General features: G+C 60.8%; 21 protein-coding genes. 12 read left to right on the top strand and 9 right to left on the bottom strand.

The annotated features are described in order from the left end of the window. The first annotated feature begins 56 nt into the window (after window positions 1–56). Together SM766_RS18255 and SM766_RS18250 are read left to right on the top strand one after the other, a co-directional pair. Window positions 57–728 carry an amino acid ABC transporter permease gene (locus SM766_RS18255; RefSeq protein WP_368948706.1) on the top strand — a complete coding sequence of 224 codons (672 nt, stop codon included), beginning with the start codon at window positions 57–59 and terminating at the stop codon, window positions 726–728. A 64-nt stretch (window positions 729–792) separates the two neighbouring features. Continuing rightward, a complete protein-coding gene (locus SM766_RS18250) occupies window positions 793–1941 on the top strand; it encodes an aminotransferase class V-fold PLP-dependent enzyme (protein WP_368948704.1) in 1149 nt (382 codons plus the stop codon). A gap of 61 nt (window positions 1942–2002) precedes the next feature. Here SM766_RS18250 and SM766_RS18245 read toward each other — a convergent pair whose 3' ends face one another. Both SM766_RS18245 and SM766_RS18240 read right to left on the bottom strand, forming a co-directional pair. Continuing rightward, window positions 2003–2500 (bottom strand): hypothetical protein, encoded by a 498-nt coding sequence (locus SM766_RS18245; RefSeq protein ID WP_368948703.1) that lies wholly within the window; start codon window positions 2498–2500, stop codon window positions 2003–2005. After that, window positions 2497–3186, bottom strand: coding sequence for a helix-turn-helix transcriptional regulator (locus tag SM766_RS18240; RefSeq protein ID WP_082996106.1), 690 nt, complete (start codon window positions 3184–3186; stop codon window positions 2497–2499). Before SM766_RS18240 ends, SM766_RS18245 begins: the two co-directional genes overlap by 4 nt. 711 nt (window positions 3187–3897) lie before the next feature. Here SM766_RS18240 and SM766_RS18235 point away from each other — a divergent pair. The 5 genes from SM766_RS18235 to SM766_RS18215 all read left to right on the top strand — a co-directional run bounded on the left by SM766_RS18235 (window position 3898) and on the right by SM766_RS18215 (window position 12048). Then, complete coding sequence (locus SM766_RS18235) at window positions 3898–5355, top strand: hypothetical protein (protein WP_065272815.1); 1458 nt, start codon at window positions 3898–3900, stop codon at window positions 5353–5355. A gap of 237 nt (window positions 5356–5592) precedes the next feature. After that, window positions 5593–7506 carry a hypothetical protein gene (locus SM766_RS18230; protein ID WP_368948702.1) on the top strand — a complete coding sequence of 638 codons (1914 nt, stop codon included), beginning with the start codon at window positions 5593–5595 and terminating at the stop codon, window positions 7504–7506. Window positions 7507–7575: 69 nt separating this feature from the next. Further along, on the top strand, window positions 7576–10017 hold the full coding sequence (locus SM766_RS18225; protein ID WP_368948701.1) for a type I secretion system permease/ATPase: 2442 nt from the start codon (window positions 7576–7578) through the stop codon (window positions 10015–10017). After that, window positions 10014–11348 (top strand): HlyD family type I secretion periplasmic adaptor subunit, encoded by a 1335-nt coding sequence (locus SM766_RS18220; RefSeq protein ID WP_368948700.1) that lies wholly within the window; start codon window positions 10014–10016, stop codon window positions 11346–11348. The genes SM766_RS18225 and SM766_RS18220 overlap by 4 nt, the downstream gene beginning before the upstream one ends. 133 nt (window positions 11349–11481) lie before the next feature. Further along, window positions 11482–12048, top strand: coding sequence for a hypothetical protein (locus SM766_RS18215; protein WP_368948699.1), 567 nt, complete (start codon window positions 11482–11484; stop codon window positions 12046–12048). A gap of 88 nt (window positions 12049–12136) precedes the next feature. Here SM766_RS18215 and SM766_RS18210 read toward each other — a convergent pair whose 3' ends face one another. From SM766_RS18210 to SM766_RS18180, 7 genes are all read right to left on the bottom strand, one after another. After that, the gene (locus tag SM766_RS18210) at window positions 12137–13120 is read right to left on the bottom strand and encodes a cyclase family protein (RefSeq protein ID WP_368948698.1); all 984 of its coding nucleotides are present in this window, start codon (window positions 13118–13120) and stop codon (window positions 12137–12139) included. 234 nt (window positions 13121–13354) lie between these two features. Beyond that, the gene (speB, locus tag SM766_RS18205; RefSeq protein ID WP_368948696.1) at window positions 13355–14326 is read right to left on the bottom strand and encodes an agmatinase; all 972 of its coding nucleotides are present in this window, start codon (window positions 14324–14326) and stop codon (window positions 13355–13357) included. A 15-nt stretch (window positions 14327–14341) separates the two neighbouring features. Then, entirely contained in the window at window positions 14342–15073 is a 732-nt protein-coding gene (locus tag SM766_RS18200) for an SDR family NAD(P)-dependent oxidoreductase (protein ID WP_368948695.1), read from the bottom strand. After that, a complete protein-coding gene (locus SM766_RS18195) occupies window positions 15070–15837 on the bottom strand; it encodes an SDR family NAD(P)-dependent oxidoreductase (protein WP_368948694.1) in 768 nt (255 codons plus the stop codon). Before SM766_RS18195 ends, SM766_RS18200 begins: the two co-directional genes overlap by 4 nt. Before the next feature lie 24 nt (window positions 15838–15861). Continuing rightward, a complete protein-coding gene (locus tag SM766_RS18190) occupies window positions 15862–16653 on the bottom strand; it encodes an ABC transporter ATP-binding protein (RefSeq protein ID WP_368948693.1) in 792 nt (263 codons plus the stop codon). Beyond that, complete coding sequence (locus tag SM766_RS18185) at window positions 16653–17462, bottom strand: ABC transporter permease (RefSeq protein ID WP_368948692.1); 810 nt, start codon at window positions 17460–17462, stop codon at window positions 16653–16655. Before SM766_RS18185 ends, SM766_RS18190 begins: the two co-directional genes overlap by 1 nt. A 59-nt stretch (window positions 17463–17521) precedes the next feature. After that, entirely contained in the window at window positions 17522–18580 is a 1059-nt protein-coding gene (locus tag SM766_RS18180; protein ID WP_368948691.1) for an ABC transporter substrate-binding protein, read from the bottom strand. 148 nt (window positions 18581–18728) lie between these two features. Between SM766_RS18180 and SM766_RS18175 the strand changes: the two genes are divergently transcribed. The 5 genes from SM766_RS18175 (at window position 18729) to SM766_RS18155 (ending at window position 24927) form a co-directional block, all read left to right on the top strand. Beyond that, on the top strand, window positions 18729–19346 hold the full coding sequence (locus SM766_RS18175) for a TetR/AcrR family transcriptional regulator (protein ID WP_274837834.1): 618 nt from the start codon (window positions 18729–18731) through the stop codon (window positions 19344–19346). Between the two features lie 44 nt (window positions 19347–19390). After that, the gene (locus SM766_RS18170) at window positions 19391–20242 is read left to right on the top strand and encodes a polysaccharide deacetylase family protein (protein ID WP_368948690.1); all 852 of its coding nucleotides are present in this window, start codon (window positions 19391–19393) and stop codon (window positions 20240–20242) included. A gap of 274 nt (window positions 20243–20516) precedes the next feature. Further along, entirely contained in the window at window positions 20517–21137 is a 621-nt protein-coding gene (locus tag SM766_RS18165; protein WP_274830219.1) for a glutathione S-transferase family protein, read from the top strand. Window positions 21138–21185: 48 nt separating this feature from the next. Continuing rightward, window positions 21186–23243, top strand: a complete 2058-nt coding sequence (locus SM766_RS18160; protein ID WP_368948689.1) for a pyridoxamine 5'-phosphate oxidase family protein — start codon at window positions 21186–21188, stop codon at window positions 23241–23243. A 259-nt stretch (window positions 23244–23502) separates the two neighbouring features. Next, on the top strand, window positions 23503–24927 hold the full coding sequence (locus SM766_RS18155) for a circularly permuted type 2 ATP-grasp protein (RefSeq protein WP_368948688.1): 1425 nt from the start codon (window positions 23503–23505) through the stop codon (window positions 24925–24927). The last annotated feature ends 1 nt before the right edge of the window (window position 24928 follow it).

Here is a 24928-nt window from a genome sequence, read left to right as displayed (position 1 = left end):
CTGCGCCTGCCGGGCCAACCCTTTGGCCCAACGTCCTACAGACAGCAGAGTATCACATGGAAATTTTCGATATCTTCTTCAATCTGGACGTGATGCAGCGCGCCTTTCCCATCCTGATGCGCGGCCTGCTGAATACGCTGTTTCTGGGCGCCTCCGCGATCCTGGTGGGTGGCAGCCTTGGCGTGCTGATCTGTCTGGTCCGGCTTTATGCCGCGAAACCCTTCCGGCTGCTGGCCACCTTTTACATTGATCTTCTGCGCGCGATCCCCGTGCTGGTGGTGCTGATCCTCGTCTACTACGCCCTGCCCTTTGCCGGGATCGTCTTTTCTTCTTTCGTCGCGGCCACCATCGCCCTGTCACTGGTGCTGGCCGCCTATACCGCCGAGGTGGTGCGCGCGGGCATCGAAGCGGTACCAAAGGGCCAGTTCGAAGCCTCCGAGGCGCTTGGCCTTTCGTTTCTCACCACCATGCGCAAGGTCGTGCTGCCGCAGGCCTTTCGCATGATGATCCCGCCGCTGGCGTCTTATTGTGTTGCCATCATCAAGGACACCTCGCTGGCCTCGGTGGTGGCGATGGATGACCTGCTGAAACAGGCAACTGATGCGCAGGCGCTGTTTGCCAACCCGACCCCGCTGTTGCTGGCTGCGGCCATCTATGCCGCGTTCCTGTGGCCTCTGGTCCGCTTCACCAGCTGGCTCGAACAACACTATAAACGTGGCTACCGCTAATCCCCGGCTGAGCCATCCTAATCCCGGCGCCTCCGGCGCCCAATCCCATTCCACGGAGAAGACCATGTCCGCAGTTTCCGGCGGCGGCGACGCCTACCTGTTGTATCATTCCATCGGCCACTACCCCGAAAAAGAGACCGACCTGTCCCGCGGGTTGAATGATTTTGCCCAGACCTGGGCCGCCTTCGACGACGGACAATGGGGCGAGGTCCTGCACAAGCGCCAGCAGTTCATTGACCTTTGGGAACAACTGATCAAGGCGCCGCAAGGCACCCTTACCACAGCCGAAAACGTGACCGCCGCACTGATGTCGGTGATCGGTGCCCTGCCTGCCGAAACACTGAAAGGCAAAAAGGTCCTGGTGGCCGAGGATGGCTTTCCGTCGCTGCATTTCCTGCTCAGCGGTCTTTCGGAGCGTTACGAGTTCGACCTGCAGACCGTTGCCATGCGGCAAGGCGCCCATTGGGTCGAGGATGACGATATTCTGGCCGAATGGGACGAAAACGTCGGTCTGGCCCTGCTCACCTGGATCAGCTCCACCAGTTCACACCGCAGCGACATTGAACGTCTGGCTGCCCATGGCCGCAAGATGGGCAGCCTGATCGGCGTCGATATCACCCAAGGCGCCGGATTGCTGCCTTATGACGTGGCCAAACCCAAGGCCGATTTCGTGATTTCTACCAGCCTCAAATGGCTCTGTGGCACGCCAGGCGCCGGTATTATCTACGTGGATGAAGGCCTGCTGCCGCAGTGTGAGCCGGACCTGCGCGGCTGGTTTTCCCAGGACAACCCATTCTCCTGGGCGCTGGATGCCTTTTCCTTTGCCCCGGATGCACGCCGGTTCGACAATGGTACCCCCTCCTGCCTGCCTGCCATCGCCAGCCTGCCCGCGCTGCAATGGCGGATGCAGCAGGACGATGCGGCTTTCGTGGCCCACAACCGCGCCCTGTCGCAGCAGCTGTGCGACGGGCTCACCTCTCTTGGCTTGAGGCTGGCCAGCCCGCTGGATCCTGACAAGCGTGGCGGCAGCCTGATGGTTTCCCTGCCGCAGGACACCCCGGCGCCGGAGGTGCTGGAGCATCTACGCGCCCAGCAGATCTATATGGATGCACGCGGTCAGATCCTGCGCATGTCCCCGGGAACCATCACCACCGAAGCAGGCGTTTCGCGTGCCCTGCAAGCGCTTGGCAGCCTGTTGGCAAAGGCCGCCTGACACCACGCACGCCTCACCGCCGCCGTGTCCACGGGCGCGGCGGCGGCCCTGGTCGGCCCTGTCAGGTCGGAAACCCGTAATCCTGAACGATCTTCCAAATGGTGCTGTTAACGTCCTGAAGCGTGGCGATCGTGCGTTCGATCTCTTCTATCGCGCGATCATCGACATCACTTGTCTGCCCGATCTTCAGCCGGTCCTTGCGGTCGGAAATGCGCATCAGAATTGTCCGCGCCATGCCCGCGTCCTTGTCAAAGGAATAGATGCAGTGATTGTACCTGTTCCGCAGGGCAGACTGGCGCATCATCAGCTTGGTCGCCTCCAGCACCCGCCCCCGCAGTTCTCGGTCACAGCGCTCCAGCTTGACCAGGCGCTCGACCAGTTCGACCCGGGCGCGGGTGGTGTTGAGCGTCAGAAAGATGATCAGCGCCGCTTCGGTATCCGTATCGGTCAGCCCCGCAATCAGATGGATGAACAGGCTTTCGGTATTGGTCCAGGTGTAGTTGAGGCGACCGACCAACATCAGCAACTGAGAAAAGTTCTGATCGGCCGCCAGGGTCATCCGGTCCGAGCCTCACTAAAGTATAGCCCGGCAGCCTCGGTCCGGTTCCGCACGCCCAGCTTCTTCATGATATTGTGCATGTGCAGTTTCACCGTGTGCTCCGAAACCGCGAGATCGGCCGCGATCAGCTTGTTCTGCTTGCCCCGCGCCACAAGACGCAGGATCTCGTTCTCGCGCGGAGTGAGGTTCGCGTCGGCGCAGCGGCAGCCGCCGGTGACTTGCTCGCTCACCCGGGAAGATGCCTGGGGCCGCACCTTGGCCAATAGCGCGTTTGGAACGCAGCCCTGATCAAGAATCAGCAACCGCAGCATCGACAGCCAGCAATCAAGCTGCAGGTTCATCGGCAGGAACCCGAAACGGCCTAGCTCCTGCCGTCCGCGCACGTGCCGGTAGAACTCGGCAGCGACATCATCGTCGTGATAGGCCAGAACCACCCGTTTCGGAGCCAGCAGTTTGACGGCCTCAAGGCCCTTTTCGATATCCTCTTCGATGACCTCCTGCTCGACAAGCGCAAGGGAGGTTGGACCGGGAACAGTCATGCCCTCGGAATGTTCGAGAATCTTCAACTGGTCGATGCTCTTCAGCCGAATAAGCTGAACACCCGCATATTCTTGCTTGATCACACGGGCACATTGTTCGGACAGGGTCGCCCCCCCGCCTAGGATCGTAATAGACTTTACACTCATAACACTACTCCACAACCCATCGAGGTCGGGACCGACTGCTCAACAGTCCGGCTTCAAATGTTGCAATATTTTTACATCGGGTGTCTGTCGCAATCCTCAACAGCAAGGGTGCGGTTTTTGTCGCCGGTAATGTCAGCTTCCCCCATCGGGATGGCCCCCCGGCGCTGTTAGGCGCGACCACCTCTGAATAAACATTACACAAATCGAACCAAGAGGTGAAATTCTAATTTATATTAACCTTTAGACTTAACGCGAAGCCGCCTGCCCCGGGGCCGAGCGCCCTGCACCAGGAAAATCTTAACGTTATATTAACTAACATTTTTTCAGTCGACGCGACGCTGACCATCCTCTTGACAGCCGCTGACCTGGGTCCTTTGCGGAAAGGGCTTGCTTCTGCTGAAATAGACCGAATCGGTAGTAGCCCCCTGCCCGACTTTCCGAATCCCACTACAAACTTTGCCCATTTGTTCTAAGCGGAAAGAAACCACGCCGGTTCGAGCATTAATATTTCATCCAGCTATTTTTTCACCCGGTCCACGCGCACTCTGGTCCAGCGCTTATTGCAGCGCCCGGAATGCCAATGCCTGCTGAAGGCGGCGTTCCCCGAAGCCAGCTGGACACACATGCCCGGCTGAACTCAACCGCCCGGAGATGGCCGTTTTAGAGATGACTGACGGTCGCAGCGGGCAAACCGACAAAGGACCCAAAGCAATGTCTATCAAAAACAATCAAACCGCGCTCGGATGGTTCAACAACAGCCCGGTGACCTATAACGACAACGGCGATCAGGAACAAACCCAGGACCAGGATCAAGGACAAGGTCAGGGGCAAGCCCAGGGCCAAGGTCAGGGTCAGGCGCAGTCCCAGGAAAGCCTCAACCTCAACGGTAATGGCAACGGCAACCTGAACCTCAATGGCAACGCCAGCCTGAACGGCAACGCCAACGGTAACGCCAATGGCAACTGGAATTACGACTACAACGAGGACGTCGATTCCAACACCAATACGGACAGCAACACCAACAACAACAATACCACGACGACCAACAGCGACACCAATATCAGTCGCACGGCCACCGACAGCTCCCACACCACCGATACGGACGTGGACGTGGATATCGATATCGATATGGAAGGCTACATGCCCAACGATGACGACTTTGCCGACATCGACGTGCAGGGTGGCTCCTCGATTGGTGATGTGCTGATGACCGAAGACGGCGATATGCACTACGACATCGGCGATGACGTGAACCTGGAAAACCTGCTCAACAATGCGCTCAACGGCCCGGGCAATGATGTCGGCACCGTCAACGTCATGAACAACAAGCTCAATGACAACGACTCGCTGCATGATCCGGATGTCACCAATTCCGGCGCCGGCTTCAACCAGAATGGCAGTGCCACCGGTGGCTCGGCAGAGGCTGACGAAGGCATCGCGGCCGAAGGTGGCAGCGGCTCCAGCGGCGGAGACGCCGGTTCCAGCGGCGGTGACGCGCTTGGCGCAGCCTTTGGCGGCTGGTCGCAATCCGACGATGTCGAATCCGGTGATGGCGGCGGCGGCGGCGCAGCCTCTGCTCAGGGCGGCGCCAGCGGCGCGGCCGATGCCACCAGCGTGAATGTTGGCGTCGGTGTCGGTGCAGCGGCCAGTGGCGCGGCTGCAGGTGCATCAGCGGTCGAAGGTGGTATTGACCTTGGCCTGCTCGACTTCCTGGAAGGCGGCGATGCGGCTGCGGCGATCGCGGCGGCCAGCTCTGGCGCCATGGCCGGAGGCGGCGGGATCGCTGCGGGCGCACATTCCAGCGCAGCCTCTGGTGCGGCTGGTGCAGCCGGCGCAGCCGGTGGTGCAGGCGGCGCAACCGGCAGCGCGGTTGGTGGCAGCACCACTGCAGGCGCGGCCCATTCCTCGGTGATCGGCGGCGACGCAGCGATGGCCGTCGGTGGTGACGGCGGCAGCGGCGGCAGCGGCGGCATGTGGGGATCGCACAACGGGGATGACGGCTTCGTCACAGGCGAATCCTATGCCTCGGCAGATGCGATCCTGGACACCACGGCGTTCAACCAGTCTATCACCATGGGTGCAAATGTCCTTGGCAATACCGTGGACATGACCACCGTCGGTCACGATCTGAACTCGACCTACACCCTGACCGGCGAAGACGACGGCTGACCCCACAGCCGGGGGTGTCGGACAACGTGCCGGCACCCCACCAGAAACCGGCCCGCGCGGCGTATCTATCGCGCGGGCTTGCCCCGAAACTCTTTTTCCGTATCGGTAGCGTCCGCCATGTTTATGGACAAGACGACAGAAGCGATCGCATATTTTATCGGCCTCTTTCAAACGGTTACCGAAAATACACATTCACGTATTGAATATAGCAGCTTCCGGTTCCAACAAAAGAAACAGATGCTCGACCTGCTGCAGGAACACTCCGCAGCCCGCGATTTCGTCTACGGCCCACAGGGGTACGCCCCGCAGGCTCAGGATGCCACGCCTTACAGCCTTCCGGCACCGACACCCGCGCCCCAGGCGCCGCAGCCTCTTCCGCAAACCTCTCTGGCACCGTCTGATGTCCACCTGCCGTCAGGCGCCTTGGCGCCTCCGCTGGAGCAGGCCAGTGTTGCCGGGCCGAGCGGCGCTCTGCCGCCAGTCCATGCAGCATCGCCGCCGGGCGCTTCCGTACATGTTACATTGCAGGTGAACACGCTGGTGGATCAGGACAATCTGAACATCTCCACAGAAACCGCTCAGGGCTTCGTGCAGACTCAGAGCGAGAACCTGATGGAGCTGCAAGTCCTGGCCGCGCGCTTGCAGGTGCTGGATCCTGAGGCCGTCACCCTCGCTACCGATCAGTTTTCCAGTCAATCTGCCGATCTGGCAGAGGAGAACGACCTGCCAAGCCCGGCCGAGGTGGGCGAAACGATCGTCACGCAGATCCTCGACCGCGCCGATGATGTTGCGGCGCAGACACCGGCCGCTACAATCCATATCGCCACGGGCACATCCCTGCAGGGTGTGACAGTGAACGGTGAGGCAGAGCCGGAGCTACCCGCCTGGCAGGACGCACTGCCTCAACCCCTGCAACCCGATGCCGAAACAGAAACGGACGAAACACCACAGGCGGCCGACACCCCAACCCAGACCACTGGCGAGAACCTCGCTCTCAACGAAGCGATAATCAGCGGCGGTGGCGTCGATGCGGCCGTCATCGCGGTCGGGGGCGACGTGGCCAGCCTGGATGTAATTTCGCAGGTCAACGTGCTGCGGGATGACGCTGCGCGGCCCGAAGAGGACAACCAGCTGATCAACGCAGCCAGTTTTGACGGACAGCCGACAGAAACCGCCCCGCCCGCAACCGGCAGCGCGGGCAGTCTGCCCGGCCTGGTGACCCTCGCCTGTATCGAGGAGGACCTGATCACCTATGACTGGATTCACCAGATCAATATGATCCGGGATGAGGATACGGTCTCCTTCACCACCTCCGGCAGCAAAACCACCCTGTCCACCGGCGAAAACCAAGCCGTCAATTTCAACTTCACCGGCACCTTTGGTCAGGCCTATGACCTGATCATCGTCGTCGGCGACATGATTATACAGAACACGATCACGCAGACGAATATCCTGCTGGATGAGGATTTCTGGCTGCCCCACCCCGAGCCAACCGCCGCCTCACAGCCCGGCGCAGCCAGCCAAAGCTCGGACAACGCGCTGATCAACAGCGCGTCGATCACCCATACCGGAGAAGACCAGATCAGCGCCCTCACCGGGGACTTCCGCGCCCTGCTGGATGGGTTCGACCCCGAAGCGCCGGATCTGTCGCCGGTTCTGACCAGCGGCCTCTGGGGCCCGCAGGAGGTGCTGAGCGTCCTTTATGTCGGCGGCGACCTCATCCAGATGCGCGAGGTCACCCAGATCAATGTCCTCTCCGACAGCGACCTGATCGACATCCCCAACGCCCCGGACGGCCCCGAGGCCCCTGAGGCTCCGGGTGATGCGGCGATGGTCAGCACGGGCGCCAATGCGACCGTAAATCTGGCCACGATCTTCGACAACGGTCTGCCTTCTCATGTGATGTCGGGCGGATCGGTGTTTTCGGACGCGGTCTTGTACCAGGCCCAGTTGATTTCCGGTGATGCGCCGCCCACCGATGTGCGTCTTGCCCCCGGCCCCGAAGCGCCACTGGCAAGCGAAGCGGTGGCCTTTCTGACCGATCTGAATGCCACCGGAAACGCCGGGGATGCGGATCACACAGCCGCGTCAACCGCGGTCCAAGACGATGCGCCCGCACATCTGGATGTCATGCAGACGATGCTGGCCTGAACCAATAGGGACTGAGACCAGGGACGAACACACGGACGAGAAACAGGGACGAAACACAGGGGGAGTGTCATGAAAATTATCAAATACGATGCACGCTGCGGCACCGAGGAAGAAGAAGCAATCGACAACCAAAAAGATCTGCAGGTCTTGCAGGCAAAGGCCGCAGCTTCACTAAAATCTGGTCGAACCGCAGGCTTCCCGCACAACGTAGCCACGGCTCCGCAACAGGAAGAGCAAACAAGCACTCTGACATTGGTCACCGACGATCAAGACCAGCAAAAGCTGGAACGGTTCGGGCCGGAGCAGCCGGAGGCCAAACCGGATCCCGCGCCCTATTGCCTGGAGCGCCACATGCGCCGACCCACCGAGGAACCGACACCTCCCAAATCGGGCCACGAACCTGCCGCAAGCGATAGCCCCCCCTCTCTCGCAATGCCGCAACCTACCCCGGCAGAGGCCGAGATCACACCTGAGACGATGAAGGCTGCCGACCCGGAAGTCGCGCCCCCCTCCAACCCCCGGCCGACCCCCAAGGCCGGGCCGATCTCTCAGGCCTTACAGACTGCCAGAGCGAAACAGAAAGCCCCCGAGGAAGGCCGCATGACCCCACCGGCCCGCGGGCTGGGCGGGACAACGCTGGAGGGGCAGATCAATACCCGTGTGCGCAAGCAGGACAACGCCGCAGAGCCCCCTGCCAATGGCGGCGGCAATGGCGGCAACGGAGGCGGCAATGGCGGCGGTGGCGGGCCTGCACGGTTCCACCGGCGGCTTGGACCACAGAACTACGAAAAGAGCCTGCGCGAAGGCGTCGTGGCGGTCCGGCGCAATATGGGCTTCGTGATGCTGATGACCTGCGCCACCAATGTTCTGGTGCTGGCCATTCCGCTTTATCTGTTTCAGATCTCCGACCGCGTGCTGACCAGCCGCTCGGTGGATACGCTGATCATGCTGACGCTGGTGATTGCCGGCGCGGTGATCCTGCAGTCAGTCTTTGACGCGGTGCGACGCTTCATGCTGATGCGCACCGCGGTCGAGGTGGCTGCCCGCCTTGGCGCGCCGATCCTGAGCGCGGCGGCGCATGCCTCGCTGCACGGATCCGGGCGCGAGTATCAGGCCTTGGGCGATTTGCAGCAGGTGCGAAGTTTCCTCACCTCCGGCACGCTGATGTCCTTTCTCGACGTGCCCTTTGCGCCGATCTTTATGGTCGCGATCTTTTTGGTGCACCCGCATCTGGGCTATATCGTTGCGGGAACGGCAATCGTTCTGCTGGTGATCGCAAACGTGAACCAGAAAATGACCGCGCGCCCCTTTGCCGAGGCGAACCTGGCGCAGTCAAAAGCGAATATGCACCTCGATTCCATGACTCGAAACAGCCAGATCATCAACGCGCTGGCGATGATTCCTGAGGCGGTCACCATCTGGGGCCGCGACACTGCGGCTTCGCTGACCTCGCAGGTCCGCGCGCAAGACCGCAACGTGATGTCTGCCACCCTTTCGCGCGGCGTGCGGCTGCTGACACAGGTCGGGATGCTGGGATGGGGCGCCTATCTGGCGATTGCCGGGGAGATTACCGGCGGCATGGTGATTGCTGCCTCGATCATTGCCGGTCGGGCGCTGGCCCCGGTCGAAGGCGCCATCGAAGGCTGGAACGCCTTCCTGCTGTCGCGCTCGGCTTATGGTCGGATTTCCAACCTTCTCACCCGCTCTGCCCATCAGTTCGAACGGCTGCGCCTGCCCGATCCACAAGGTCGGCTGGATGTAGAGCGGCTGCTATATGTCCCGAACGGCACCAAACAGGTGGTGCTGAACGCTGTCGGATTTTCTCTGGAACCCGGCGATACGCTGGCGGTGATCGGCAATTCCGGCGCGGGCAAGACGACACTGGGCAAGATGCTGGTGGGGTCGATCCTGCCGACCTCGGGCAATGTCCGGCTTGATCTGATGGATCTGCGAAACTGGGAGCCGCGCCAGCTGGGCGAGAACATCGGTTACCTGCCACAGGACGTGCAGCTGTTCCCCGGTTCCATCAAACAGAACATCGCCCGGATGCGCGATGATGCCACCGACGAACAGATCCACCGCGCTGCGGTACTGGCCGACGTGCACAACATGATCGCGTCACTGCCGCAGGGCTATGAAACCATGGTGGCAGCGGATGGATCGCCCCTGTCGGGTGGGCAGAAACAGCGTATCGCCCTGGCCCGGGCCTTCTTTGGCAATCCGCGGCTTCTGGTTCTGGACGAGCCGAATTCGAACCTGGATGTCGCGGGTGATCAGGCGCTGGCGCGCGCTATTCAGCACGCCAAGGAGAACAAGATCACCGTGGTGGTCATCACCCAGAAACCAACGCTGCTGAGTGTGGTCGACAAGATCATGCTGCTGTCGGACGGCAATGTCGCCTTGATGGGGCATCGCAATGAAGTGCTGAAGCAGCTGGCCAATTTCCAGCAAGGCAACACCCGTGGTCCCGAGGGGGGCACCACGCCCACACAAGGGGGGAACGCTCAATGACACAGACCGTCGATCTCATGGAATGGCACCACGAGGTGCCCCGCTCGATCCGCAAGCATGTGATCTTTGGCATCGCGCTCTTTGCCATCGCCTTTGGCGGATTTGGCACCTGGGCCTTCCGCGCGCCGCTGGCGGCGGCGGTGATTTCACAGGGCAGCTTCGTCGCCACCGGCCAGAACAAGATCGTCCAGCACCTGGAAGGTGGCATCATCGAGGCGATCCTTGTCTCCGAGGGCGACCGCATCAGCAAGGGCGATCAAATCATCCAGCTGAAACAGACAGCGGCGCAGGCCGACCTGCGCGAAATGGAGTTCCGCAAGGCGCGGCTTGAGGCCGCCGAAGCGCGGGTTCGGGCCGAATATGATGAGGCGGAGGAGGTCACGTTCTCCCCCCGCCTTCTGCAACTGGCCAAAGAGAGCCAGCAGGTGGCCCAAATCGTTGAGGATCAGCGGCTATCCTTTGCCTCGGCCCGGCACATGCAGCAAAAGGAGCTGGAGATTCTGGAGAACGGTATCGCCTCGCTTCAAATCCGCAGCAAGGGCTACAAGGCGCAGCTGGCCGCTTATCGCGCGCGGGGCGTGAACCTCGGCGAAGAGCTAAGCGACAAGGAAGCCCTGCTGGAACGCGGCCTGATCCGGCGCCCCGAATTCAACTATGTGCGCCGCGCGATGCTGGAGACAGATGGCCATATCGCACGGATTGAATCAGAGGTTGAAGAAATAGAACGATCCCGGCTTAAGTTTGAGCTGGAGATCGAAAAACTGACCACGGAACGTCGGCGCAAGGCGCTGGATGAGCTGCAGGCGGTGCAGGCCGAGTTGGACACGATCCGCGAAAAGGCCCGCAAGGCCAAGGACGTGCTGTCCCGCTCGACCGTAGTGGCGCCCGTCAACGGCACCATCGTGCGCCTTTACTACCACAGTTCTGGCGGCGTCATCGAAAGCGGCAAACCCATCGCCGAGATCCTGCCCGCCGATGCACCCCTGCTGATCGAAACCCTGGTGCCGCGCACTGATATCGACAGTATCCGCGTCGGACAGGTCGCGGCGGTACGGCTTTCGGCGCTGAACCGGCGCACCACGCCGATGCTGACCGGTCACGTGAGCTACCTGTCGGCGGATTCCATCACCGACACCTCGCAGGGCATCGCCCGCGAGGTCTATGTCGCCCATATCGATCTGTCGTCAGCGGAATATGCGAGGGTGTCGCACTTCGCGCCGGTGCCCGGGATGCCTGCCGACATCATGATCGAAACCGAGGAACGGACCTTCTTTGAATATCTGATCAAACCGGTGAAGGACAGCATGTCACGCGCATTCCGGGAGCAATGATCCCGTGGCTTGGTCGCAGAAAGACACTGTTTTCAATGCCCTGTTAACCGGCGCGCGGTAAATCTTCGGGTGAAAGCAGGACGATAGCATTTATCGCCCTGTCTGCCCTATGAACCAGCGCCCGGACATTCGCATGACGAACAGACGCCTAGAACAAAAGCACGTGACTCCGCAAAGCGAAGACGCCGGCCTGTTCAAGCGTGAGCTGCGCGATGTGCCTGTGGAGCTGATCCCCGTGGTCAACCGCAACAACCGGGGAGATCTGCTGATCAAGGGGATCGTCCGACCCGACGCAGAGATCGAAGTGCTTTTTGCCGGCCGCCGCAAACCTGAGGCAGCAGGCCTGCTGCACCGGATCAAGAAACTGCGGGAACAGGGGTTGCGCACGGCGACAAACGGCCACGAGGCCATGATGCAGATCCGGCGGCTGCGCCTGCCGGTTCAGGTAAGGGGCAACTGGCGTATCCGGTTTGAACCGGATGAAGAAGGTTGGGATCTGAAATGCTACCAGCTTTTGGCAGCTCAGTGGGCGTTTACTGACCACAAAGGCTTCAACGTTCTGTGCGGCTTCCCACCTGAAGTGCCTGATGACAGGCTACAGGACCGGGCTCGCGCTGCGCGGGCACATCTTGCCGCATCCCGGGCGCGTGTGGCGGAACGGCATGCGCAAAAATCGGACCGCATGACCGAGCAAGGCTGAGCCATCCGAGCCCCACACCTGATCGGCGGCGATCCAAAAAACAATGTTGGGCGGCTGACCTCTGACCTCCAGCCGCCCGTCCGGCGCCTTATTGCAGGGGCATTGCAATCGGGCGCAACGGAGCCGCATCCGCACCGCGCAGCTTGAGCGAGCCGGCCACGAAGGCAAACTCGTAAACCTCGGAGGCGGACAACTCTTCCAGATAGGCAAGTTCGATGATCGGAACGCCGACCTGCGACAGCAGGTAGGTGTGTACCGGAACGTAGTTGCCTTCGACCTCTGACGGGAAGGCCTCAAAGCTCAGATTGTCTGCCCCGACGATCATCGCGCCGGAGTCCTCTGCCAGATAGCGCGCCGCTTCCATGCCAAGACCCGGCGGGTTGTGCGAGAACTGGTCAGCCTCTTCGTAGACCTGCATGCGTCCAGTCCGGATCAGGACCACATCGCCCTTTTGCAAGGCAACTCCCTGCGCCTCCAGCGCGGCCTCTAGATCCGCCTGCGTGACGCGGTAACCTTCGGGCAGCATCTCCACACCCTTTGCCGCAGCGACATCGATCAGCACGCCACGGGCCACGATGGGGGGGATCGTCTCTGCGCCGGTGACCTTCCAACCGGTATCGCCCAGATGTTCATCCGCAGTGAAATGGTTGAAAATCTCACCGTTGAGACCAAAGTGGTTCAGGGCGTCGATATGAGTGCCGGTATGGGTATACATCGACACCGCCGATCCGGTGTAGCTGACGTGTTCGCCGATATCCCGGCCAACACCCAGCGGGTCATCAATCGCCGCACCGCGCGGGGTATGGGTCATCCAGAACTGGTACCGGGGATCGCCCGCCGCGTGCCAGCCGGGCATGCCGATGAAATACTCGACGGAAAGGTCGAAAACCTGCCCCCCCGCAACACGGGACAGGATCGCTGCCCGAGTGTCTTCGGTCATCAGGTTCAAGGCGCCAAGTTCATCCTTAGGTCCCCAGGGGCTAGTGCCGACGGTGGGGGTGCTGTCACCGGCATAGCCGGGCGCTGCCATGGCAAGGCCAAGCGTGGCCGCCAGTAGAGTTGTAAAGCGCATTGCGGTCTCCTCAGGTGCTTTTCGAATTCGGAAAAGCATCCCCTGGGTGCCTGATGCGAAAAACCGTGCGCTTTGCAATTGAGTGTTGATACCACGTCAGCAATGGTGACCCAGCAGATTGCGTCACATTGCATGCAGCAGAAACAGCGCTCCGCCTCTCCTATTGGTCTGTGGCACCCATTTCACGGGGCCACATGCCATCTGGAAATCCGCGATGCGCTGTCTCTCTCCAAGTTATTCTGAGTGTTCCCCCAGAGCCAGTGCCAGGTTGCACAGGATCTCGAACATGATGGAGACCCCAAGAAAGGCGGTCGCGCCGCTTTGATCGAAGGGCGGTGAAACCTCGACAATATCGGCGCCCACGATGTTTACCCCCTTCAGCAAACGGGCAACCTGCAGCGCCTGGAACGAGTTCGGGCCGCCGACCTCGGGCGTACCGGTACCCGGTGCGAAGGCCGGATCGACGAAATCGATGTCATAGGAGACGTAGGTCGGCTGCGAACCTGCGATCTCGCGGGCTTCGGCCATCACATCCTCTGGGCCACGGGCATGGAACTCTTCGATCGCGATCACCCGCACGCCAACCGCATCGGCAAAATCACGGTCTTCGCTGTCGTAGGTGGTGCCGCGAATGCCGATCTGCACCACCCGTTTTGGATCCAACAGGCCCTCTTCGATGGCGCGGCGGAAGGGTGTGCCATGGGTGTACTGGGTGCCGCCGAAGTAATCCTTGAAGAGGTCCGTGTGGCTATCGAAATGGATCATGCCCAAGGGGGCGCTCTTGCCCAAGGCCCGCAGGATCGGCAGGGAGCAGAGGTGATCACCCCCGCCGGTCAGGGGGATGACACCGGCGGCCACGACCTGATCGTAGAACTGAGTGATCCGGTCCATGCTGTCATGCAGGTCCGCCGGGTTCGGTCCGACATCGCCCAGATCGGCGCAATTCACCATCTCGAACGGGCGCACGCCGGTGGCGCCGTTCTGCGCCCGGATCATTGTCGACATGTCGCGCAGCTGGCGCGGTCCGTGGCGTGGGCCGGGGCGGTTGGTCGTGCCGCTGTCCCACGGGGTTCCGATCAGGCCGACCTGCACGTCCTTCAGGCGCGGATCATCAAGCGACAGATGCGGCAGGCGCATGAAGGTCGGAACACCGGCAAAGCGCGGCACATCGAAACCGGAAACCGGGTGGAAGAAAGAGTCAGTCATGGGGGGTATCCTTGATCAAAGCATGACGCTGCCGCCGTTGACGCCAAAGCATTGCCCGGTGATGAAACCGCTCTGCGGGCTGGCGAGAAAGGCGACCATATCGGCGATTTCGCGCGGCTGGCCAAAGCGCGCAAGTGGTGTGTCGAGATCCTTGGCAATGGCCTCGGGGCTCATGTTCTGGGGGCTGGTCATATCCGTTTCCGTCGAGCCCGGCGCCACGGCATTGACCAGGATCCCCGGCGCCAGTTCGCGCGCCAGCGTCCGGGTCATGGTGATGATGGCGCCTTTTGAGGCGGTATAGGCCAGCATGTTTTCGCGTCCCAGCAGGCCAAGATCACTGGCGATATTGATGATCCGCCCGCTGTCCGTTCGGCGCACAAAGGCGCGGGAGGCGAGGAAGCTCCCTCTAAGGTTCACCGCAATGACCCGGTCGAAATCCGCGGCCTCGGTTTCGGCCAATGGGCCTTCGCGCAGGATCCCCGCGTTGTTCACCAGAATGTCGGGCGCGCCAAGGGCCTTGAAGGCCGCGTCGAAAAATCCCTCGACTGCCTGCTCATCGGCGACATCGGCGCTCATGGCAAAACCGCGCGAGCGTTGGTTAATGGCGGCCAAAGTCGCATCGGCCTCGGGGTCGTCATAGTGACAGAACCCGACATCCGCGCCGAGATCGGCAAGCGCGAGGCAGATCGCCCGGCCAATACCGCGCGCGCCGCCAGTGACTAGCGCGGTCTGGCCTTGCAGGCTCATGCCATCACCTCGCCCCGGTCGACGTTGATCGCCTGCCCGGTGATATTCGCGCCACCATCGCTGGCAAGGAACATATAAGTCGCAGCCATATCCGCCGGTTCCATCAGCCCGCCGATGGCCTGTGCAGATACGATTTCCTGCAACAATTCCTCTTCGCTTTGGCCGCTGGTTTCAGCCAGTTCCCGCAGGGAGTTCATCGCAGGTCCGGTCTTGACCCACCCCGGACAGACGGCGTTGACACGGATGCCGCGCGGTCCCAGCTCCTGCGCCCAGGTGCGCATCAGGCCCACATTGGCGTGTTTGGAGGCGACATAGGCCGAGAACCCGCCCACGGCGGTCTTGGCCCAGATGGACGCGGTGATGATAATCCGCCCGCCGTCGCTGATCCGGTTCACCAGAGTATCGGTCACGTTCTGGGTGCCGGTGATATTGATCCCGACGATTTGTTCAAAGGTGGCGTTGCCCTCGGGGTTCTTGCCGGTCAGCGGCGTCGGGCGTTCCAATCCCGCATTGTTGATCAGCACGTCCAGTTTCTCGACATGCGCCAGCGCCTGTGTCACCGCTGCGGCATCCGAGATATCGCATTTGATCGCCTGCACCTTGCCGGGCATCTCTTTTGCCGCTGCAAAGATCGCATCGCTCGACGACAGGATCGTGAGGTCGGCCCCTGCCCGTGCAAAGCCCATCGCCACGCCGTAACCGATGCCGCTGCTGGCGCCTGTGACCAGAACGGATGTGCCGGAGAAATCGAAACTCACGCTCATGCTGCGCCTCCGTCTGTGTTCGGCTTATTCATCCCGGTGCCCTTCTTCGCGCATCAGCCGCATCAGTTTTTCTTCCAGCGCACCGTAGCCCTCAAGGCGTACGATGCGTTCCTTGTCCGCGATGCGCGCCCCATCCTTGAAAGCCGGGATAATCTCTTCCTTCAGGCGGCCCGGATGGCTTGAGAGAAAGACGATCTTGTCCGCCAGAAAGATTGCCTCTTCCAGGTCGTGGGTGACAATCACCATGGTGGTGTTGGTCTTTTCCGCCACATCGATCATCAGCTCCTGCATCAGCCAGCGGGTTTCTGCATCGAGCGCGCCAAAGGGTTCATCCATCAGCAGCACTTCGGGATCATTGGCCAGGGTGCGGGCGATGGCCACGCGCTGCCGCATGCCTCCGGACAATTGCGAGGGGTAGGCATCGGCGAATTTGGACAGGCCCACGAGGTTGAGGAAATGTTCGGCGCGTTCACGGCGTTCCTGCGCGGGCACGTCGTTGATCTTCATACCGAATTCGACATTCTTGCGCACTGTCAGCCAGTCAAACGACGTATAGGCCTGAAACACCATGCCCCGGTCGCGCCCCGGCCCGTCGACCTTGCGCCCGCCGACGACAATCTCGCCCTCGGTTGCGGTTTCAAGCCCTGCAATCATGCGCAGGATGGTGGATTTGCCGCAGCCCGACGGGCCAAGCAGCACGCAGATGGAGTTCTTCTCGACGGAGAATGACACGTCCTGCACCGCCTGGAGTTTTTGGCCGCGCCCGATGTCGAACGCCTTGGACAGGTTCGAGATATCAACCAGCGTTGCGGTCATCAGCGTTTTTCCTTGAGATAGGGGAACAGGCCGCGGTGCAGCGCGGCAAAGAGAAGGTCGAACAGCAGGCCAAGGGCGCCGATGACGATGATCCCGGCCAGGATTTCATCGGTTTTGAGAAAGCGGCGCGCCCGCATCATCATGGCGCCGATGCCGGTGGTTGAGGCGACGATCTCGGCGATCACCAGATAGGTCCAGGCCATCGCCAGCATCTGCCGCATCGCCACCACGATATCGGGCAGCGCGGCGGGGAAGACGACCTTCAACACCACGACATAGCGGTTCGCGCCCAGTGTCAGCGCGGTTTCGATCAGCTCTTTGCGTACGTTCTTGGTGTGATCCATGATCAGGGTGACCAGGAAGAAGATGACGCCGATGAACAGAAGCGCCAGCTTGGGGGCTTCGCCGGTGCCAAACCACATCAGCAGGATCGGAATAAAGGACGGCGCGGGCAGGTAGCGCCAGGCCGACACGAAAGGCGCAAAGATCGCCTCGATCGAGGCAAAGGTGCCCATCATCACGCCCAGCGGCACCGCAACCGCGCAGGCCATGGCAAAGGCTACCAACACGCGGGTGATCGACACCAGCACATCGCTGGCGAAATCGCGCGCGACAAACAGATCATAGGTGGCGCTGAACACCTTTTGCGGCGAGGGAACCAGAAGGTCGTTCACCAGTCCGGTGGCTGCTGCCAAGGTCCAGACGGCAAAGAACACGGCCCAGATGCCAAAGGCAGACAGCATGCGCTGGCGCCGGGTGACCGGCATGCGGATTTCCAGAAAGCGTTTGGAGCGGGTTGGCGAGGGCACCGGATTTCCTCCTGTGGCGGAAGGGGCAGAAGCACCGACAGGCGCTTCTGCTTTTTGGCTTAATTGGCGGTCAGCGACTGACGGTAGCCAGAAGCGGCCAGATCACCCATCAGGCTACAGTCGATCCCGGCAGCGGCATCGACAGTCTTGTCCATCAGGCCCAGCTTAACCCACCAGTCATTGGTCAGCGCAACGGAATCCATCATGGAACCATTGGCCATGCCAAAGGGCGGCTCGCCGTCCAGAACACCGCAAAGCTGGGCGGATTCATCAAAGTCGAGCATGTAGATGCCGCCTTCAAAGCTCTTGCCGTTGGTGCCGATCACATAACCGATGTCCTCTTCCGGCCATTGCAGGAACTCTGCCATCGCCTTGTTGGTTTCGGCCACGTTCTGGTTCCAGTATCCCAGACCATCCCAGCGTGCCTTCAGAACCGCCAGCGCCACATCGCGTTTTTCAGCGATGAAGTTCTTGTTCATGTAGAGCGCATCCATGAAGATCCCGGTCTTCAGAACCTCAGGATCGGCGGTGTTGACAGCGCTTTTCGATCCCGGGCTGGCTTCCAGCACCTTGGAGATCCACGGCTCATACATATAGGCTGCCGCCAGATCGCCCGACAGCATTGGACCAACGGCCTCGTCTGCATTCAGGTTCACCCATTCGACCTGATCCGGGGTCACGCCAAGCGAATCCAGCCAGATGCCCATCAGCAGGTGACCGATATAGGCCTGCGGCGCCGCAACCTTCTTGCCGGGCAGGTCGGCGGCCTCGGTATCAGGGGCCAGGATAATGTGGTCGACGCCGTAAGAGGGGTTGAGGAAGGCCACGTTCACAACATCGGTGCCACGGTCGACGGTCAGCGGGGTGTAATCCGCCGTGCAGCCGTAAACGTCGAGCTGACCCGCCGCGAGGGCCGCGTGCCCGCCCAGCGGATCTTCGAAGATGGTGATCTGCAGGTCGTGGTCGGGGATCAGATTGTTCTGACGGGCAACCTCCAGCATCGCGTAGCCGGGCCAGGACACGCAGACGCCAATCTTGACTGTATCGGCGGCGGCAGCACCTGCCCCCAGGCCCAGTGCCACCGCGGCAGCTGAAGCGAGTTTAGTAAAAGAACGCATGGCTATTCCTCGTTGTTCGGTTTCGGGTGCAACTTGGCAAAAACCGTATCCAGTAAAAAACTTAATGCAACTAATTTTTTAAGTGGACTAACCTATGTGGTGTTTGATTAGATGGCCCCGTAACAGCAGAAAACCGGAGTATCCGACCGTGGGTTTGAGAGAACGACAGAAAGAAGACCGTCAAAGGCGCATCGTCGAATCCGCCCGAAAACTCTTTTTAAAACAGGGATTTGAAAAGACGACGATCGAAGCGATCGCAGAAGCCTCCGGGGTTTCCGGCGTCACCGTGCACAAGTATTACGGCACCAAGGCGGGCATTCTTCTTGCCATGGTCACGCAAAGCGATGCGCAGCTGATCGACCGGTTGGACCGTGAGCTTGCCCAAGAATCGGGCAATCTGATCGAAATCGCGGCGAAGTTTGCATCGACCATCGTTGATCACGCTATGTCCAACCTGGAAAAGGAGATCTGGCGCCAGGTGATTTCTGCGGTGACTCTCAACGGGGGATCGCCGCTCAGCCAGACCTATTTCGAACTGGATCAGGAACTGGCGCAGGTGCTGGTGCGCAGAATCAAGGCCCTGCAAGAGGCGGGGGACCTGCCGCCCTCGGTCGATGCCGAAGGCTTGGGCAAGGCGCTGTTCCACCTTCAGAACGCTCGCTTCATCCAGTTCATCAGTTCGGACGACATCAACAGTGATGAGATCGCGCGCCGATTCCGCCGCGACCTTGAGGCGCTGTTTTCGCTCCACATCGCAACGTCCTGACCGGCGGATAGTCCGGCGCACGGCAAGACCAGACAAGGATTCACATGTTTCTACATCCCATCAAATGGCCCCATGGCAAGACATGTGCGGCCGCAATCACCTTTGATATCGACGCCGATTCCCTGATCCGGGATGCCTGCCGCGATGATGCAGAGTTGCGGCTCCAGCCGATTTCCATGGGGCGCTACGGGCCGACGGTGGCGGTTCCCCGTATTCTGGAGACCTATCGCCGACTTGGCCTGACCCAGACTTTCTTCATGCCGGGCTGGGTGATGGAAAATTACCCAAAGACGGTCGAGGCCATTCTTGAAGGCGGGCATGAGATCGGCCATCACTCCTGGCGCCATGAGGATCCGATGGGGCATTCCGATGCCGAAGAAGCGGAACTGTTCGAACGCGCCCTAGAGGTGCATGTCAAACTGACGGGCCGCAAACCGCGCGGCTATCGCGCGCCGGTCTATAGCATCACGCCTGCGATGGTGGACCGGCTGATCGCGCATGAATTCCTATACGACAGCTCGATGATGGCGGATGAACTGCCCTATCTTGTCAAAACAGGCACAGGCAGCATCATCGAGATGCCGCCGCATTGGGGGACCGACGACTGGCCGCCCTTCGCACATTTTGCCGAGATCGACTACCTGATGCCGGTGCGCGGCCCGCGCGAGGGGATCGCGCCGTTCTTTGAAGAATTCGAGGCGATGTACGATGCGGGAGGGTTCTGGATGCCGGTCCTGCATCCCTTCCTGACCGGTCGTCTGGCGCGCTGGCGCGAGATGGAGCGTCAGTTGGAGGCGGTTCTGGAACGGGGCGATGTGTGGTTCGCGCCTCTGGAGCAGATCGCCGGGCACGCGCGAGACAACAGCAACACTCTGAGAACGGAAGTGATCGGATAAAATCCGGCGCGGTTCCAAGTGAGTCATTCTGAAAGGGCGCCGCCGGTTTGCCGGTCGGTGGCCCCACGTCGTCGTGGTGCGCCAGAGCTGGCCGTGAAAGAGGTTCGGGCCGCAACAGCCGTACCTGTGCTTGCGGTTACGCGCATCCTTTCGGCGACAAGTTAATCCACAAAATGTACACAGTAATTCCGCAAGAAAGTCAATTATCGCCAAAAGAACGCTAGCATAGAGTCCCCTTGCCTACTTGAAACATCAGTATCCAAGGAAAAAGACCATGACCCAACCAATCCGCATTCACGGCTTCCCCCTGTCCGGCCATTCGCACCGCGTAGAGCTGTTCGCAAACCTTGCCGGAATTGAGCACGAGATGATCACCGTCGATCTCGCTGCAGGTGCCCATAAGGCAGAGCCGTTCCTGTCCCTGAACCCCGCCGGGCAAGTGCCGGTGATCGAAGACGGCGACACAGTAATCGCTGACTCCAACGCCATCCTAGTTTACTTGGCGCGTAAATATGCACCGGCCTACCTGCCCTCTGATCCGGTTCTGGAAGCCGAAGTACAAAAGTTCCTTACCCTCGCCGCCGGAGAGATTGCCTTTGGCCCGGCAGCAGCGCGGCTGATCAACGTCTTCAACGCACCGTTTGACGCAGAATTCTGTGCGGCAACGGCCGCAACCGCCTTTGGCAAGATCGAAGCGCATATGGAAGGTCGTGAATTCCTGGTGGGCACCGAGCCGACCATCGCCGACATCGCCATCTATTCCTACAGCGCGCATGCGCCCGAAGGTGGCATCTCGCTGGAAGCCTACCCGAACCTGCGGCGCCTGCTGGCCAATGTCGAAGGTCTGAAAGGCTTCAAAGCCATGCCCGTGACCAAGGTCGGCCTCGCAGCCTAACCCCCGGGCACTGCCAATATCACAACAACAGATACCCCGGAGGGTCCGATGTCTTCTTCTGTCTCAAACGTATTTTCGCCCTTCCACGAAGGCGAACAGGAAATGCAGCGCCGCACAGGTAAACGCGCCGCCATGGAAGTCTTCGGCCGCCGGGTTATCCGCCCATTCATGCCAGATCAGCACCGGGAGTTTTACGCTCAGCTGCCCTTTATCGCGGCAGGTGCCGTTGATGCAGAGGGTTGGCCCTGGGCCACCCTGCTGACCGGTGCCCCGGGCTTCATCCACTCCCCCGACGCCGAGCATCTGACAATCAGCCTGTCCGCTGCTGAGGGCGACCCCGTTCATTCGGAATTGCGCACCGGGGCCCGGCTGGGCCTTTTGGGGATCGAACTGCACAGTCGCCGCCGCAACCGGGTCAATGGCCGCATCGCCTCCCTGTCCGAAAAGGCGCTCACCCTGAAGGTGGACCAGTCCTTCGGCAATTGCCCGCAGTATATCCAGCTTCGCCAGCTCGAAGCGGCAGACATCCGAGACGTCCGGAGTCAGTCAGAGCCGATCAAAGATCTGCAAGGACGCGTCCGGTCGCGGATCGAAGCCGCCGATACTTTCTTTGTCTCCAGCCATATCCCGGCAGGCGACACTCCTGAAAGAGAAGGGGTGGACGTCTCCCACCGCGGCGGTCGGCCCGGTTTCATCCACGTCGAAGGCAATACGCTGACCATTCCCGAATTTCCGGGGAACAACTACTACAACACGCTGGGAAATTTCCTGCTGAACCCGCGTGCTGGGCTGCTGATCCCGGATTTTGCGACCGGGACCCTGTTGCAGCTGACCGGAACCGTAGAGCTTCTGGAAGCGGATGTTCCCGTCATCTCCTCCTTCCAGGGGGCGCAGCGCGGCTGGCGATTCACCTTCCATCATGGCCTCTGGACCGAGAATGCGCTGCCCTTCCGCGCAGGCCAAGGGGCCTTTTCCCCCAACACGCTGTTGACCGACACCTGGACCGATGCAGATGCGCGCGAAAAGGCCGAAGAGCACCGCAACGCTTGGCGCGCCTTCAGGGTGTCCCGCATCGAGGACGAAAGCGCGGAGATCCGGTCCTTCTACCTTGAACCGGCGGATGGCCTGCCGCTTCTGCCTTTCGAGGCCGGGCAGTTCCTGACCTTGCGGGTGCCGCTTCCCGGAGAGGACACCCCATTACTGCGCACCTACACCGTCTCTTCTGCGCCCGGGGAACCCTTCTACCGGATCTCGGTGAAGAAAGAGGAACAGGGCCGCGTCTCCCGCCACCTGCACGAAAAAATCCAGAGCGGCCACCAGCTGGAGGCAAAGGCGCCGCGCGGCGGTTTCACGCTGGATGCCTCTGCCACACGCCCCGCAGTCCTGATCGCAGGCGGTGTCGGGATCACGCCGATGGTTGCGATGGTGCGCCATGCCCTGCGCGAAGGTCTGCGCACCCGGCATCGCCGCCAAATCACGGTGCTGCATTCCGCCCGCAACACCAAGGTCCAGGCCTTCGCACGAGAGTTGGATGAACTGGCGCAGGCTTCTGGCGGACAGATCCGCTACCTGCCGCTGGTGTCGGAAAAGCCCGCCAAGGGCGCTGCGAAAGGTCCGGTCTGGAAAACCGGCGTCATCGACGATGATATCCTGCGCCAGGCGCTGTGGCTCGACGATTTTGATTTCCACCTTTGTGGACCCGAAGGGTTCATGCAGGCGATTTATGACAGCCTTTTGAGACTGGGTGTCCCAGACAGCCGCATCTTTGCCGAGGCGTTTGGCCCGTCATCGCTCGTCCGCAAGAAAGCCACCGCACCTCAGCCTGTGGAACCTGCCGCGGAGCAAGCGATCGTGCGCTTTGCGAAATCCGGGTTTGAAATGCCATGGCAACCAGAAGACGGGTCCTTGCTGGAAATGGCCGAAGCCCATGGGCTGACGCCGGAATTCAGCTGCCGCTCGGGTACTTGCGGCATGTGCAGCACCCGGCTGAAAAGTGGCACCACCACCTATACAACGGACCCGTCTATCACCCCGCCGCCGGGTGAAACACTGCTCTGTTGCTCGGTTCCGGCCAAAGGCTCTGACACAATCGAGCTCGACTTGTGAGCGGAGGTGCATGATGGCGGAGTTGCAACAGCCTTTGGACTAACATTTGACAGCTCGTCTTCAGTCATTCTCTGCTCCTGCCGGTCGGTTTGCGTTGCACCTGTTCTCAGCCAATAGACCCCAGCGGGATCAGAGCCGCAATCTGGCGCCTGCCCATAAACACGCACCCACGCCCAAAAAACAGGCATCATAGGGACGCCACAGAGGCGCCACTGTCGTCAGGCCTTGTGCTTAGCCAAGTGTCTGGCAACGGTTAGGTATGACGAGTGAAGATAAATTTTTCGACGAAATGTGTCGCTCAAACGGTGTGCGGGGTCCCTACGACCGCTACCATGCATGGTTCAACCAGCAGGACGTTGTGCGCCTTGCCCAGAAATCCGAAGAGGCGGAGCGATTTTTCCGACGCACCGGCATTACATTCAATGTCTATGGCCAGGATGATGCGGAAGAACGGCTGATCCCCTTCGACCTGATACCCAGGATTCTATCGAACCGGGAGTGGAGCACCCTTGCCCGCGGCGTTGATCAGCGGGTGCGGGCGATCAATGCCTTTCTGCACGATATCTATAACCGGCAGGAAATCCTGCGGGCGGGCATCGTGCCGATCTCTGTGATTGCGCAAAACGATGCCTTTCTGCCGCAGATGATCGACTTTACTCCCGCTGGCGGCGTCTACACCCATATCGTCGGCACCGACATCGTGCGCACGGGCGAGAACGAGTTCTTCGTACTTGAAGACAATGCAAGGACGCCCTCGGGGGTCAGCTACATGCTGGAAAACCGCGAGACGATGCTGCAGATGTTCCCGGAGCTGTTCAGCCAGATCAAGGTGCAGCGGGTCAGCGACTACCCCAAGAACCTGCGCGCCTCGCTTGAGGCATCGGCGCCGCCGAATTGCGAAGGGCGTCCCTTTGTCGTGGTGCTAACGCCGGGAATTCACAACTCGGCCTATTACGAGCACAGCTTTCTCGCCGATCAGATGGGGGTCGAACTGGTCGAGGGGCACGACCTGCGCATCATCGACGGACGGATCAAGGTCCGCACGACACGCGGATATCGCACCGTCGATGTGATCTATCGCCGTGTCGATGATGATTTCCTTGATCCGCTGACGTTCAACCCCCAGTCCATGCTGGGCGTGCCGGGCATCATGGATATCTATCGCGCGGGCAACATCACCATAGCCAACGCGCCGGGCACGGGGGTGGCTGATGACAAGGCAATCTACAGCTACATGCCCGAGATCATTGAATTCTACACCGGCGAAAAAGCGATCCTGAAGAACGTGGAGACGCATCGCTGCTCTGAGCCGGACAGTCTGAAATACGTGCTGGATAACCTTTCCGACCTGGTGGTGAAGGAGGTGCACGGATCGGGCGGCTACGGCATGCTGGTTGGCCCCGCGGCCAGCAAGAAGGAAATCGAAGCCTTCCGGGAAAAACTGATCGCGCGCCCGGCCAACTATATTGCCCAGCCCACGCTGAGCCTGTCGACCGTGCCGGTTTTCACTGAAAAGGGCCTGGCCCCGCGCCATGTCGACCTGCGGCCCTTTGCGCTGGTTTCACCCAAGGAGATCAACATTACGCCGGGCGGTCTTACCCGCGTTGCCCTGACCGAGGGCAGCCTTGTGGTCAATTCAAGCCAGGGCGGCGGTACCAAAGACACCTGGGTCCTGGAGAGCTGAT

This window comes from Pseudophaeobacter sp. A-200-2 (assembly GCF_041008815.1).
In the GTDB taxonomy this organism is placed as follows: Bacteria; Pseudomonadota; Alphaproteobacteria; order Rhodobacterales; family Rhodobacteraceae; genus Phycobacter; species Phycobacter gallaeciensis_A.
The sequence above is the reverse complement of the archived record's forward strand: the minus strand, read 5'-3'. Positions and strand labels throughout refer to the sequence as shown.

Excerpts from the sequence above, each read along its gene's own strand:
- SM766_RS18220 (WP_368948700.1), top strand. The coding sequence starts at position 10,014 with ATGACACAGACCGTCGATCTCATGGAATGGCACCACGAGGTGCCCCGC.
- SM766_RS18255 (WP_368948706.1), top strand. The coding sequence starts at position 57 with ATGGAAATTTTCGATATCTTCTTCAATCTGGACGTGATGCAGCGCGCC.
- SM766_RS18245 (WP_368948703.1), bottom strand. The coding sequence starts at position 2,500 with ATGACCCTGGCGGCCGATCAGAACTTTTCTCAGTTGCTGATGTTGGTC.
- SM766_RS18230 (WP_368948702.1), top strand. The coding sequence starts at position 5,593 with ATGCTCGACCTGCTGCAGGAACACTCCGCAGCCCGCGATTTCGTCTAC.
- SM766_RS18160 (WP_368948689.1), top strand. The coding sequence starts at position 21,186 with ATGTCTTCTTCTGTCTCAAACGTATTTTCGCCCTTCCACGAAGGCGAA.
- SM766_RS18195 (WP_368948694.1), bottom strand. The coding sequence starts at position 15,837 with ATGAGCGTGAGTTTCGATTTCTCCGGCACATCCGTTCTGGTCACAGGC.
- SM766_RS18155 (WP_368948688.1), top strand. The coding sequence starts at position 23,503 with ATGACGAGTGAAGATAAATTTTTCGACGAAATGTGTCGCTCAAACGGT.
- SM766_RS18250 (WP_368948704.1), top strand. The coding sequence starts at position 793 with ATGTCCGCAGTTTCCGGCGGCGGCGACGCCTACCTGTTGTATCATTCC.
- SM766_RS18200 (WP_368948695.1), bottom strand. The coding sequence starts at position 15,073 with ATGAGCCTGCAAGGCCAGACCGCGCTAGTCACTGGCGGCGCGCGCGGT.
- SM766_RS18240 (WP_082996106.1), bottom strand. The coding sequence starts at position 3,186 with ATGAGTGTAAAGTCTATTACGATCCTAGGCGGGGGGGCGACCCTGTCC.
- SM766_RS18210 (WP_368948698.1), bottom strand. The coding sequence starts at position 13,120 with ATGCGCTTTACAACTCTACTGGCGGCCACGCTTGGCCTTGCCATGGCA.
- SM766_RS18215 (WP_368948699.1), top strand. The coding sequence starts at position 11,482 with ATGACGAACAGACGCCTAGAACAAAAGCACGTGACTCCGCAAAGCGAA.
- SM766_RS18225 (WP_368948701.1), top strand. The coding sequence starts at position 7,576 with ATGAAAATTATCAAATACGATGCACGCTGCGGCACCGAGGAAGAAGAA.
- SM766_RS18235 (WP_065272815.1), top strand. The coding sequence starts at position 3,898 with ATGTCTATCAAAAACAATCAAACCGCGCTCGGATGGTTCAACAACAGC.
- SM766_RS18165 (WP_274830219.1), top strand. The coding sequence starts at position 20,517 with ATGACCCAACCAATCCGCATTCACGGCTTCCCCCTGTCCGGCCATTCG.
- SM766_RS18170 (WP_368948690.1), top strand. The coding sequence starts at position 19,391 with ATGTTTCTACATCCCATCAAATGGCCCCATGGCAAGACATGTGCGGCC.
- speB (WP_368948696.1), bottom strand. The coding sequence starts at position 14,326 with ATGACTGACTCTTTCTTCCACCCGGTTTCCGGTTTCGATGTGCCGCGC.
- SM766_RS18180 (WP_368948691.1), bottom strand. The coding sequence starts at position 18,580 with ATGCGTTCTTTTACTAAACTCGCTTCAGCTGCCGCGGTGGCACTGGGC.
- SM766_RS18190 (WP_368948693.1), bottom strand. The coding sequence starts at position 16,653 with ATGACCGCAACGCTGGTTGATATCTCGAACCTGTCCAAGGCGTTCGAC.